Origin of the sequence: Methanothermobacter sp. THM-1, assembly GCF_009914355.1 — an archaeon.
Taxonomy (GTDB): Archaea; Methanobacteriota; Methanobacteria; order Methanobacteriales; family Methanothermobacteraceae; genus Methanothermobacter; species Methanothermobacter wolfei.
Genome location: NZ_CP044013.1, coordinates 819,844 through 832,192, shown reverse-complemented (window position 1 = coordinate 832,192; position 12,349 = coordinate 819,844). Strand labels below are relative to the sequence as shown.

15 protein-coding genes are annotated in these 12,349 nt (G+C 50.0%); 7 read left to right on the top strand and 8 right to left on the bottom strand.

The genetic code is table 11. From position 1 onward, the window contains the following. Positions 1-52 precede the first annotated feature (52 nt). Complete coding sequence (gene msrA, locus FZP57_RS04335; RefSeq protein WP_074358941.1) at positions 53-544, bottom strand: peptide-methionine (S)-S-oxide reductase MsrA; 492 nt, start codon at positions 542-544, stop codon at positions 53-55. 3 nt (positions 545-547) lie between these two features. Continuing rightward, entirely contained in the window at positions 548-1,114 is a 567-nt protein-coding gene (locus tag FZP57_RS09725; RefSeq protein WP_074358940.1) for a class III signal peptide-containing protein, read from the bottom strand. A gap of 47 nt (positions 1,115-1,161) precedes the next feature. Here FZP57_RS09725 and FZP57_RS04325 point away from each other — a divergent pair, with 47 nt between their 5' ends. From FZP57_RS04325 to FZP57_RS04305, 5 genes are read left to right on the top strand one after another with little or no spacing between them, the layout of a single operon-like run. Beyond that, positions 1,162-1,389, top strand: a complete 228-nt coding sequence (locus FZP57_RS04325) for a hypothetical protein (protein ID WP_074358939.1) — start codon at positions 1,162-1,164, stop codon at positions 1,387-1,389. A 14-nt stretch (positions 1,390-1,403) separates the two neighbouring features. Then, positions 1,404-2,633 carry a Mur ligase family protein gene (locus tag FZP57_RS04320; protein ID WP_074358938.1) on the top strand — a complete coding sequence of 410 codons (1,230 nt, stop codon included), beginning with the start codon at positions 1,404-1,406 and terminating at the stop codon, positions 2,631-2,633. Between the two features lie 23 nt (positions 2,634-2,656). Then, entirely contained in the window at positions 2,657-5,608 is a 2,952-nt protein-coding gene (locus tag FZP57_RS04315; protein WP_238337999.1) for a Mur ligase family protein, read from the top strand. Continuing rightward, positions 5,586-6,755, top strand: a complete 1,170-nt coding sequence (locus FZP57_RS04310) for a hypothetical protein (protein WP_191216551.1) — start codon at positions 5,586-5,588, stop codon at positions 6,753-6,755. The genes FZP57_RS04315 and FZP57_RS04310 overlap by 23 nt, the downstream gene beginning before the upstream one ends. A 9-nt stretch (positions 6,756-6,764) precedes the next feature. After that, a complete protein-coding gene (locus FZP57_RS04305; protein ID WP_191216550.1) occupies positions 6,765-7,406 on the top strand; it encodes an NTP transferase domain-containing protein in 642 nt (213 codons plus the stop codon). A 425-nt stretch (positions 7,407-7,831) separates the two neighbouring features. Here the strand turns inward: FZP57_RS04305 and FZP57_RS04295 are convergent, their stop codons facing one another. The 6 genes from FZP57_RS04295 to FZP57_RS04270 all read right to left on the bottom strand — a co-directional run bounded on the left by FZP57_RS04295 (position 7,832) and on the right by FZP57_RS04270 (position 10,391). Continuing rightward, positions 7,832-8,518, bottom strand: a complete 687-nt coding sequence (locus FZP57_RS04295) for a DUF169 domain-containing protein (protein ID WP_074358935.1) — start codon at positions 8,516-8,518, stop codon at positions 7,832-7,834. Positions 8,519-8,527: 9 nt separating this feature from the next. Further along, positions 8,528-8,710 carry a hypothetical protein gene (locus FZP57_RS04290; protein ID WP_074358934.1) on the bottom strand — a complete coding sequence of 61 codons (183 nt, stop codon included), beginning with the start codon at positions 8,708-8,710 and terminating at the stop codon, positions 8,528-8,530. A 158-nt stretch (positions 8,711-8,868) separates the two neighbouring features. After that, positions 8,869-9,327: a hypothetical protein gene (locus tag FZP57_RS04285; protein ID WP_191216549.1), complete on the bottom strand. Its 459-nt coding sequence runs from the start codon at positions 9,325-9,327 to the stop codon at positions 8,869-8,871. A 70-nt stretch (positions 9,328-9,397) separates the two neighbouring features. Then, entirely contained in the window at positions 9,398-9,712 is a 315-nt protein-coding gene (locus tag FZP57_RS04280; RefSeq protein WP_074358932.1) for a DUF4064 domain-containing protein, read from the bottom strand. A gap of 10 nt (positions 9,713-9,722) precedes the next feature. Beyond that, positions 9,723-10,133, bottom strand: a complete 411-nt coding sequence (locus FZP57_RS04275) for a hypothetical protein (RefSeq protein WP_074358931.1) — start codon at positions 10,131-10,133, stop codon at positions 9,723-9,725. Between the two features lie 51 nt (positions 10,134-10,184). Further along, entirely contained in the window at positions 10,185-10,391 is a 207-nt protein-coding gene (locus tag FZP57_RS04270; RefSeq protein ID WP_074358930.1) for a hypothetical protein, read from the bottom strand. A gap of 464 nt (positions 10,392-10,855) precedes the next feature. Between FZP57_RS04270 and csa3 the strand changes: the two genes are divergently transcribed. Both csa3 and FZP57_RS04260 read left to right on the top strand, forming a co-directional pair. Beyond that, complete coding sequence (csa3, locus tag FZP57_RS04265; RefSeq protein ID WP_255477830.1) at positions 10,856-11,437, top strand: CRISPR-associated CARF protein Csa3; 582 nt, start codon at positions 10,856-10,858, stop codon at positions 11,435-11,437. Between the two features lie 20 nt (positions 11,438-11,457). Continuing rightward, on the top strand, positions 11,458-12,327 hold the full coding sequence (locus tag FZP57_RS04260) for an AAA family ATPase (RefSeq protein WP_191216548.1): 870 nt from the start codon (positions 11,458-11,460) through the stop codon (positions 12,325-12,327). Positions 12,328-12,349 lie beyond the last annotated feature (22 nt).

Here is a 12,349-nt window from a genome sequence, read left to right as displayed (position 1 = left end):
CCCCTTTGCATTTCAGATGGAGTTTTTCCCGCATCCCCACAGAACATCCTACCTAGAACATTCTTCTTATGTAGCATCTTCTCTGGGGGTTCTTCTCAAGGTACTGCTGATGGTACTCCTCTGCCTCATAGAAGGTCCCTGCAGGTTCAATGGCCGTGACTATCTCCCTGCTGAACCTCCCTGCCCTTCCAACTTCATCCCTTGACCTCAGGGCCAGCCTCCTCTGCTCCTCATCATGGTAGAATATCACGGAACGGTACTGCTCACCAACATCAGGGCCCTGCCTGTTAAGGCTCGTGGGGTCATGGATGCTCCAGAAAACATCAAGGAGGTCGCTGTAGCTTACAATATCCGGGTCGAAGGTCACCTCAACAACCTCTGCATGACCGGTGAGGCCGGTGCAGACATCCTCATAGGTCGGATCTTCCATGTGACCCCCCATGTAACCAACCCTTGTGGATACAACTCCATCTATCCTTCTGAAGGCATCCTCAACACCCCAGAAGCACCCGGCTCCAAAGGTTGCCTTCCTGAGTTTTCCCATGATTCATCCTCCTGAGACGTTACCCCTGACCCTGAGCTGGTCGGCGCTGAACCTGAATGGAGAACCTTTACCACCGCTTATCGAGAACGACATGATCACACTGCCCGTTGGGTTCTTCCTGTAGTCGTAGGGACCGTTTATTGTCCATGAATATGTCTGGTTGCCTATCCTGAGGGTCCAGAGGCCCCTCTGGCCTATACCCCTGAGGTCATCTGCACCCCGCCTGGGGTCACCCACACCCCCCTCAATGGTGAACGATGTCCCCGCCGTCATCCGGCCAAGGCTGAAGGTGCTGCTGGCACCTGGCTGGAGCAGGAAGAACCTGTTACCAGGGTTGCCTGATGATATATGTCTGCTCCCGCCGCCCGTGGTATTGTTGGCCTCATATATGAATAAGCTCTTCGAGGGACCGGTATTCGTGATGGTGAGGGTAACATCCACCGCTTCATCACCGGAGATCCTGAAGTAGGATACGTATATGTAGAGGGCTGCTATGGCTATTACTATGATGGCTCCAAAAAGAAGTATGTACTCAGCACCTCCCTGACCCCTAAGATCCTTTATTATCATGTAATGTATATATTGTGTTATTATTCATATAAAATTGAGGTGTCAAGATGGGACCCGGTTCAGGTACAGAGGCTCCAGTGGTAAGTATGGAGGTTATCATAACGGTCATCATCCTCACAGCAGCGGCAGCGGCCGCCATATTCATCATCATATCCCTGGGGAAACGTAAAAGGAAGAAGGAAGAGGAGAAAAAACCAGTTAAACCCCAGGTTTCAAGGGATGCTGTGGAGCAGCTCAGGGAGGAGTACGGGGTCAGGGAAGACGAAGAGGACTAGCTGACGGTGAAGCAATGAAGGTTGCGGTTCTGGGACTTGGTGTTGAGGGCTTAAGGGCAGCTGAATCCCTTAAAAGGAGGGGTCACAGTGTATATGCCAGTGACATAAGGGAGGATGTCAATGCTGACCTTGAGGGAGTGGATGTTGACCTTGGATTCCATGACATGGAAAGGATAGAATCCGCGGATGCCGTTGCCCTCAGCCCCTCAATGATGGGGACAGAGATCGCCGAGAGATTCAATAAAAAACTCCTATGCAAGGTACTTGATGACCACAGGAGGATCCCCACGGTACTGGTGACCGGGACCAACGGTAAGACAACAACGGCATCCATGATAGCCCATGTGCTGAGGGAGTCCGGTAGAAGGGTTCTTCTCGGAGGAAACGCAGGCGGAGGTTTCCAGGGCTACACAGAGATATTCCTCAGGGCCTCGGAGGAGAAATTCGACTACATTGTGGTGGAGGTCTGTGACATGACCCTTGAATTCGCATCAAGGTGCTTCAACCCATCCCTGGTTGTCCTTACGAACATCGGCCAGGACCACATGGACTTCCATGACTCCCTTGAGAATTACCGGAGGTCGGTTCAGAAATTTTTAAGTGGTATGAATGTTATAATCAGTGCAGATGAACCCCACCTTGAAGAACTCACGGCGGATGCGTCATGGGTCAGAGAGTACCGTGATTACACCGGCGAACTCCTGCTTGAGGGAAGATTCAACAGAAAGAACGCGGGGGCCGCTCTGGAGGCTCTGAGATTCCTGGGAGTCCCTGAAGATGCCCTGAGGAAGTACCTTGCTAATTTTAAGCCTGTGAAGGGTCGGGTGAGGTCATTCACCATCAACGGTTCAAAGGTCACCATCGGGAAAACAGACAACCCCCACGCCCTGAGGGCCGTCCTCTCAGAGGGACCCTTCGATGTGATGTTCATAGGAACCCCCAGGAGGTCAGAGACATGGAGGTTCAGGATACTGGATGAGGTTCTTTCATCACCACCGGAGGTCCTGGTACTCTTCCCAGGCCTTGAGGACACGGTTGACGAGGCCATGGAGTACCTGGGGGACCCTGGCAGCATGCGGGTCCTGAGGGTGGATGATGCAGGAAGGATCCCTGAAATGATCCTTGAATTCTCAGGAAAGTACAGGAGGATACTTGTGGGTGGGAACGGCCAGGAAAGGATAACGGCCATCCAGGAGGAACTTGAAGGATTAATGGATCATGATCTCCCTTCCAGTGATTGTTAAATAAAGGATGATGGGTGCATAACTTGATCAGGAACATGAACGTGCTTGTACTCGGAGCAGGAAACGCAGGAAGACCAGCAGCAAGATTACTCAGACACCTTGGCAATGAAGTGCTTGTCAATGACATCAGAAGATTCGAGGAGCTACCCCCCAAGGCAAGGAAGAGGATACCTGAAATGGAGGCCGAGGGGATAAGGTTCAGGCTTGGAGGCCACAGCATCCAGGACATACTGGAGGCAGACGCAGTATTCATCTCACCGAACATACCCCGGGATGCCCATGTACATGGACTCATCAGGGAGGCCGAGAAGGAGAAGGACATAATCAGGATCACAACATCGGATATAGGCAGGATCCTCAATGAACTCATAGTCATACCCATGGTTGGAATCGCAGGTACCGACGGGAAGACCACCACCACCAACATGATAGACTTCATACTCTCATCAGAGTACAGGACGGTTTCATTTTCATCCCTCCAGGACTCCCTGGTGATAGAGGGCCTGGTGGACCTTGTTGTGAAGGGTGAAATCACAAGGAGGGACATGGCGGTCTTCGAGTTACCGCACGGGACCATAAGGATGGCTGACGGCCTTGAGCTCTGCTCGGGTGTCGTGACAAACCTGACCCCTGATCATATGGATGAATTCAGGGACCACAACGAGTACATTGAGAGGAACTTCTCAATAAAGGACCTTATAGCCCCTGGCGGGGTCCTGGTGCTCTGCGGCAACGACCCGGTGGTCAGGGAACTCAGCCGCGGCCTTGAAGTGGAACATGTTATCTATGGAATCAGGGGTGATGATGGAGGGGAATTCCAGGTGGAGGCTTCGGACATAGAACTCATGGGCCTGGATGGCTCAAGGTTCACCCTCAAAATCTCAGGGGTCCCTGCAGCCTCCTGCAGTAAGGGAGGGGACCTTGAGGGACATGTCTCAACAGAGATAAGGCTCAGGGTCCCGGGAATATTCAACATAGAGAATGCCCTTGCAGCCATAACGGTGGCCCTGGCCCTTGGCATGGACCTTGAAGATGTTAAGAAACGTATAGAGAACTTCAGGGGGATAAGGGGCAGATTCGAATTCATAGACGAGGTTGATGGCGTCAGGGTCTACATGGACGCAGCCCACAACCCTGAGAGCATGGAGAAACTCCTCGAGGGCGTTGAAACAGGGGGGAGGCTTATAATAAGCCTTGACAACCCCGACACCCTCACCGTGAGGGACAAGTACAGGATAGGGAAGATACTGGGTGAAGGCGCGGATACTGTCATTGTAAGTGGAATGAACGAGACAACCGAGGAACTGGACATGTCAGCCGCCGATGAGGTGGCCCGGGGTGCCGGTGAGGATAAAACCATAAAGACCCGGAGCGTCCATGAGAGCATCCTCAGGGCACTGCAGATGGCAGATGAGGGTGACATAATACTCCACATAGGCCCCGGGGTTGTGAATGCCTACGGTAAGGTCAGGGAAGACGTTGAGAGGGCCATTGACTCCTTCAGGAACTACACGGTTGTCCTCGGCGGATGCGGAAACGTGGGGAGCCTCATGGCAAGGAATCTCAGGGCCAGGGGGAACCGGGTCATCGTGTCAGATATCAGCGACGAAACACCCCTTGAGGGCGTCTTCAGGGCTGAGGGGATTGAACTGGACCTGGGCGGCCATGACCCTGAGGTTCTGAGGAGGGCGGGGACCATCGCAGTGACCCCATCCCTTGAGAATAACAGAAAAATCCAGGGACTCCTTGAGGGATTTGAAGGGGAGGTTATCGGTGTGGAGGACGTCCTCAACCTCTACCCCCCAGAAAAACCCGTTATAGGGATTACAGGGACCAACGGGAAGACAACCACCACAGGGATGCTGAAGTCCATCCTCAGGACAGCCGGCATGGATGTCCCCGAGCACCACCTCAGAATACAGGGTAACACGGAACTCGTCCCCGCACTCCAGGCAAGGCTGCCAGGGGATGTTGCTGTTGTTGAGATAGGCACCTTCGGGAGGAGGGGTGAGATCAGGAATTCAGCCCTCCTATCGGAGGTCTCCACAGGGGTTATAACAAACATTTCACGGGACCACCTCTCCGGCGGCAGGAGCTTTCAGGACTATGTTGAATGTAAGAGGGAGATCCTTGAAGTTGCAGACACATTAATACTTAATGCGGATGACCCTGTGGTGGCATCATTTGCGGATGAACTCCCGGAGGACAGAACGATTCTCTATGGCATCCAGAGCATGGAATCCGACAACGTCATCCCTGAGGGAAGAGAATGCCCCCACTGCGGTAACAAATTAAGGTACCTGAAACGATACATGGGCCACCTGGGCGACTACAGGTGCTTATGTGGATACAGGAGGCCCCAGCCCCAGGTCATGGCCGTGGAGGCGTCCCCTGAAGGATTCAAACTGGTTATAGGGTCCAGGATGAGGGAGGTTAAACTGCCAATTCCTGGCATCTTCAATGTCTACAATGCCCTTGCAGCAGCGGCAGCGGCATGTAGGATGGGCTTGGGGATTGATGAGATCGTTAAGGGCATAGAGTCCTTCAGCGGTGTCAGGGGAAGGTTCCAGGAGATTTCAAAGACTCCAAGGGTCATCCTTGACTATGCACATAACCCTGCCGGTGTGAGGGCGGTCATGCAGACACTTGGTGGAATGGATGGAAGGCTGATCGTTGTTAACACGGTCGCCTCAGAGAGCGGGATTGATGGTGACAGGGAGATAGCATCAATCCTCTCAGATGCAGATATCGTTATCCCGGCCTCATACGCTGCAAGAAGAGCATCAGACATGATTAAAACAGAAACCGTTAACATTGAATCGAGCAGGAGAAGGGCAGGGGCCGGTACACTTGGAGCCAGCAGGGAACAGGTAATTGAGGCTGTGAAGAAGGCCCTTGAAATCGCGGGTCCTGATGATACCGTGCTCATAATCGGTGAAGGAGGATTCAGGTATGCTGAGGAAGCGTTCAGTTAGGTGCCTTTCAATCATAATCCTCATTACTGTACTGGCAGCCGCAGCAGGCCTCTACCTTGAGGATAGTATGGAGCCCCAGAACCCGGAGGAGATAGCGGCCTTCCCTCCTGGCAGCACCGTCCTTGAGGGTGATGATGTCATCGACGAGTCAGGGGTGAGGAGCGTTCCCCTCCTCCTGCACCCCGATTACCTCCTTGACAGCTTCAACTACATGGACCCCGGCAACCTCCTCATGGCGCTCCTCACAGGCGCTGTCCGCACACCGGTCTCTGAGATGACCGGTGGAATAGACCATGAGGGCAGATCAACCGTTAATGGCCCCGGGGTAATCAGGGTCTCGGGGGATAAACTTGTTGTCCAGGAACCCCCCGCATTCCTCTGGGCCTACAAGACGCCCTACACCTATGGTGTCAGGAGAGGGGATGTTCTTGAGATCATTGAAAATGGCAGGAAGATTAAAGAGGTCCCGGCTGACAGTATAAGTAACAGCACCGTCCCCCACAGGTATAAATCGGCTGAAAGGATAAAGAGGTGGTTTAAAAGGGCTGATGATGGGGACAGGATAGTCCTGGACTATCAGCTCTCAGGTTTCACTGATGGGAGGCTTCCAGTACCCCCTGAACGGATAGAGGAGCTCTTCGGTGAGGAGGTAATCACCTACATGGAGAACTATCCATCTGGCTCCCCGGTGATGGTCTACATGAAGGATTACCGTAAGGTGCAGATTTCGAGTGCGGTAAGCTACCTTGGATCCTATCCTGAATACGATGACAACAAGAGGGCATTCAATGCAAGGGCCTTTGCAGCTGCATGGAATGGGACCATAATCCCTCCTGGTACTGAGGGATCCGGGAAGGAGACCGTGAGGTTCACAGCGTCCAGGGACCCTGAGGCCCCCGGTGGCTATGCCTCCCACGGGTCCTGTCCACCCGCAAGGGCCCTCAGGGCCGTTGTTACAGGTGCAGGGATGCCCCTCCCCAGGGGGATGACCTGGGAGTTCCATGCCGTGCTCTTTGGATTCAACCCTGCAACAGGAATAAAGGTGAAGAATACGGGTAAGTACCCTGTCCTCATCGAGATGTGGACCACCGGTTCAGGTGCGGGTACAAAGATATATGCAAGGCTCTATCGCCTTGAACCTGTATGAGGTAACCCCATGATATCGGCGGTTGTAACGGCTGCAGGCCGCGGTAGCCGGATGAAGAGGGATCTGGCTGAACTTGGACTTGAGAGGGTCCACAAGCTCCTCCTGCCCCTCAAAGGGGGGACGGTGATTGAGCATACGTTAGCCGGGGTGCTTGATGCAGGGGTTGATGAGTGCATAGTGGTAACCGGCCACCACTTCAGGGAGGTGGAGGAGCGCATCAGGGGCTTTAACGTTAAAACCGTGAGGAACAGCCCCCCGGACGTGCCCCTCTCCGAGTCCCTCCTCAACGGTGTCAGGGCCTCAGGGGGTGACATGGTGCTCTGCGCAGCAGGGGACCAGCCTGCGGTTTCCAGCAGAACCTACAGACGCTTGATTGAATATTCAGGCGATGACAGAATATCCATACTCGCCAGGAGGGATACAGGGTGGCTTCAAGGTGCAGAGGGCCTTGGAATGCCATTTGCGGCTCCAAGGAGGATCCTTCTGGATTACCTCCCCCATGGTAGCGGTAACATCAACCCCCTCCTCTGGAGGATGGTGGAGGATGGTGTGAGGCTCTACGGTGTTGGGGCTGAAGATCCGGTTGAACTCATAAACATAAACCACTACAACGATTACCTTGAGATAAGGAGATACTTCGGTTCTCGGTGAGGTCTTTGGGTATGGGTTTTTCATAACAAAAAATGGATAAGGAGATACTTCGGTTCTCGGTGAGGTCTTATTCATCAAATGACTGCTAGCAGGTGGGGGACTGCAGTTACACTCCATTAAAAAAATGGATTTAACTGGTTCAGCATGAAGTTCGATAAAAAAAATCCTGTGGCTGAATAGAGGGTCAGCCACGGTATCAGAATTTCTTCTTCTCGATCTCCTCTTCAAGGAGGTCAAGCCTCTCTTCAATTTCCTCGAGGAGCCTGCCAGCACCTTAAGTATTTCAAGGGTGTCGTAGATCCAGTTTATAATGAGTTCCTGGTCTGCTCGTCCTCGTACTTCTTTATCTTCTCTTCAAGGTCGGCCACGTCCTCAAGGATCCTGAAGGTCTTTGTCTCAACCATTCTATCACCCCCCTCATGTTATCAGCTTATTGCCTCAAGGGCATTCACAACACAGCCTATGTTCTCACCATTAAGGCCAACGATGAGTTCATCATCACGCACACCGGCGTACTGCCTTGAGCCACTGCACCCCATGGTTATGTTCGGCCTCTTGCGGAGGTAGGGCCCGGCGACGGCGTCTGCGCAGATTGACTGTATACCCGAGAAGTCGGCCTCCACACGTCCGCCCAGGGTGTAGAGGAGGGCCTGGGATATCTTCATGGCCTGTGCAGGGTTGCAGATGATCACTATGACGTCCGGATCAAAGGTGGCCTTCTCCAGGGGTGCGTAGACTGCAGCGTAGAATTTAAGGTCTATTGATGGTATCTCATCGAAGGTCCTCTTTGCTGATGCGAAGCTTGCAAATCGTCCCAGCTGGTAGTAGAATTCACCTGTCTTCACCTTGGCAGGGGCCTCATCGATTCCAAGGGCATCCGCACCACCTTTACATGCCTGCGAATCTGCCGGCGCATAGAATGATTCGCCTGCAGCGGCCATCTGAACCATTTCACAGTGTCTTGCAGGTTTATCAATCTTCTCAATACCCTCAGGGAGGTCCTCCTCCCTCAGGACGAGTTTAACTGCAACAGGGGACTTTTCAAGGCCCAGAAGGGTCCTGAATTTTTCTGATATCACATCGTATCCATTCACCTGGCATTCATCAGCCATCCAATCACCTCAGTCAATAATCTTAACGGGTCTTCCGTACTGTCTCTTCTCGATATGACCGCAACTGGTGCATCTGTAGAGGACCATGATGAAGTTTCCTGATTCCGGGTAGGTCTCCTCTACCTCCTCGGCCGTACCACCGCATACACTGCACTTAACCCTTTCCGGCTGGTCCATTCTGTAGTGTATCATTGTAATCCAGTAATAATATCTGTGGAAGGGAGTATAAATAACTTTTCAGTTATGAAGGGAGCATTTTTAGCTGCAGGTGGATGCTCTCTACAGGTAATAATCAGCCCAATAAAAAGAAGAAATGTATTAATGAAATATCAGCTCTCAAGGATTGGTATTTAGTTGTAGTAGTCGTAGAACATCATGTCCAGTTCGTACCTGTCAAGGTACCAGTCACCATCTTCATCATAGTTCATGAAGAAATCTGTTATTTCCGCTGCGTCTGAGCTATCCAGGCCTGCTGTAACAGCCCAGGCTATAAATTCTTCCTCTCCATCGGGGTAGTCACTGTCCTCGTCCAGGAATTCTATTTTCCCATCGTAGTTATAGTCATACAGGCTTAGAACTTCCTTTACATCCTCGGGGTACATGAGATCTGAGTAATCATCCGATTCTGAGTATGATGCGGTTTCTGTTTCTTCTGTTGAGTTTTCTGTTTCTTCTGGCACCGTATCTTCAACAGTATTTTCATTATATTCAACGTATTCTGTTTCTGATCCGCCGGTAATTGCACCTGACATGAATAAGATCAATATGAATCCTATCCCAAGGACTGCTATCAGTGTAGATGTATCCATTTATTCACCTCTTTTAATGATTGACATGTTATGCAAGGGTTTTCTTCCAAAAAAAAAATAAAAGGATGAATTATCTTAAGAGGGCCAGGACTCCTGCAAGACCCAGAAATACTGTGCCTGGAATTGCAAAGGCAGATATGCTTATCAGTAGCCAGACTGCACTTACAATGAGCAGTACTCCTCCATTCCGGGGGTTGTTTCTGACATATACTGATCCAACGATTCCCAGAATGGATGCAAGGATGGCGCTGATACCTAACCATAGAATATCCGTGGCGAACACTGAAAACACTAGTGCGGCTAAGCCTCCGAGCAGCCCGAAGACCCCTCCAATTATTCCAAGGACAAGTTCAAGTGTCCTTGATTTCTCTACAGTTTCGCTCATTCTTAATCACCTAGACCTTTATGGTGTTGTTGTAGATCAGGTCGCTTTCACTTCCCCCGAATGGTGTTCCGTATATCAGTATTTCAACCCTTGCGGGTTTCCCTGTGTCAATGTAATCTTCGGCTTTGAATTTAATTGTCTGTCCTGTTTTTGCATTGTTGGTGTTCCATGCAAGTGGGTTTTCATATAGGAGATTCCCCTCTGAGTCGTACCAGTTAAGGTGCATCTCAAGGTAGCCATAGTCCTTTAGCGCTGTTATCTTCCCACTCACGGAGTAGAGGCCATAACCCTCTGAAACGACCTTGAGGTCTGTTACGTTCACCGTCTTCTCTTCCTGTGGGGCTGTGTCTGAGACACAACCTGAAGCGAATACAACTCCTACAAGGAGGAGAAGTATTCCGGCCATGTAGGTCTTTTTCATGTTCTTTCACCTCCTTTTTATTGAAGCGTGATTTCAGATGAGTATCATCGCTCAGTAACCTGTGACTTCAGCCATCTCAATATTATTGCTGTACTCCATGGATGTGTGGGAATCTGGATGATTGCCGCGTTTCTTCAGAGAATATTTTATAATTTCTATGAATACATAACTCCAGATCGTTATTAATACATTTTTAATGTATTCATATACGTTAATTGACATGTATGACCCATATTTTAATGGACCTTTAATTTTCATTCTGAAATCACCATATCCAAACGTAATGTTGGTTATGTATACTATAAATTATCTTCTAATATATAAATGTATATGTTTTTCATTTACAAAAATGGTCTGGTCCGGGATATGCTGGAGGCCAGCCCCAGTAAAATAAATATTTAACCATTTAAGACTTTACCCTGAAATTCATCCAAAATTCCCTGAATCCTTTAAATGATTATCTGAAGATGGACAGGATTCTGTGATCGAACTTTTCTATTTCATATAGAAAACCATGAACCATTGTAATGTAAAGGAGATACTTCAATGAACCGGAACTCCTCCATGAAATAGACACTTAACTCTGGAAAAAGGAGTTTTGAATGGCACAAAATATATATAGAATGGTCAGTAGAGAATACTATTATATTATATGGATTGTTCATCCTGAACAAGTTTTCAGGATGTGAAAATGGGATGGGAGTGATAATATAGATACCACTTTGATATCCACCATATACTCACTTGAACCGGTGATGATCTGCATAACACAGTTCTCACCGAAGAAGGTGGTCTTACTCAAGGAGGACAAGGCTCCGAAGGAAAAGGATCAGGTTGAACAGGTCCTCAGGGACACCCTCGGCAACTTCATGGAGATCACAACATGTGAAACAAGCCTCTATGACGTTGTGACCATTGCAAGGGACATGGTTGAAATCATCGATGAGGAAAGGGCCAAGGGTAGACGTGTGGTTGTAAACATAAGCGGGGGCAGGAAGACCCAGGCCTTGGGGGCCCTCTTCGGGTGCTATGCAAGGAACCATGACGTCCAGCGCATAGTCTACGTTACAGAGGAGGACAGTGAACTCATAGACCTACCCATACTCAGCTTCGGGATCTCCAAGACAAAGAAACAGGTCCTTGAGGAACTCAAGGCAGGTGAGAAGTCAGTCAAGAACCTTGCAGTTAAGATAGGAATAAGCCGGGGAATGACCTACAACCACATAAGGGAACTCCGTGACATGGGATTCATCGACAGGGAGAAACTCGAGATAACCTCTGCCGGCGAACTGGCAGTACTATAATTTCTTATTAAGTGCCTTAAATGCCCATAATCCCCCTGAATAAAATTGAAGTGTTTTATGGAAGGGAAAGGGAACTGAAGAGACTGAAGGAAGCCCTTGAAGCCGGCGGTCCTGCCGTGGTTACAGGACCCATGGGCTCAGGAAAAACAACTCTTTTTAAAAGATTTCATGCCGAAAACCCTGGAAACACGAGCCTCATGGATACGAGGTGCGGCAGCTGGAATCATCAGGAATCCGGGCTCCCGGGTAAGATTGTGATGACAAGGACCATGAACTGGTACCTCCTGATTGATCATGTATCCCCTGATGGATCAGTCCTTGAAGGGATAAGGCGTATGGTCTCCGCCGACTTAAAAGTGGCCCTTGCAGTGACTTACAGTCAGAAGGTTATCGGTGAGATCCATGATAACTTTCCTGAGGCAGAAATAATCGAATTAAAACCCTTCATCCTCAGGAATTTTGAGGAATACCTGAAGATTAAGGCACCGGAAATCAGGTTCACCAGGGATGGTATCGAATACCTCCACAGACTCACAGGGGGCAACCCCCTCTTCACAGACTGTTTCCTGAACGTGCTCTCAGACGGACCCATATACGGTCCATCACTCCTTGAGGCACACTTTGAGGCTAAGTTTCAGCAGATAGGTTTCAGGTGGCTGGCTGAGATTCAGTGTTTAAACGGTGTCAAGCGAGGGATAATCTCCCTTCTATACAGGAAATCAATGGATGAAGATGAAATAGAAGAGGAAACAGGGAGAGATGTCCGTAGGGAACTTGAGGAACTTGAACTTGCCGGGTTCCTGGTTCATGATAATGGTAAATGGAGTGTGAGTGGAGAATTCCTTAAACGTATCCTTGAGTTACTGGAAAAACAGACAGGGTGTATATAGAATCCTTAGGGATCAGGAAAAA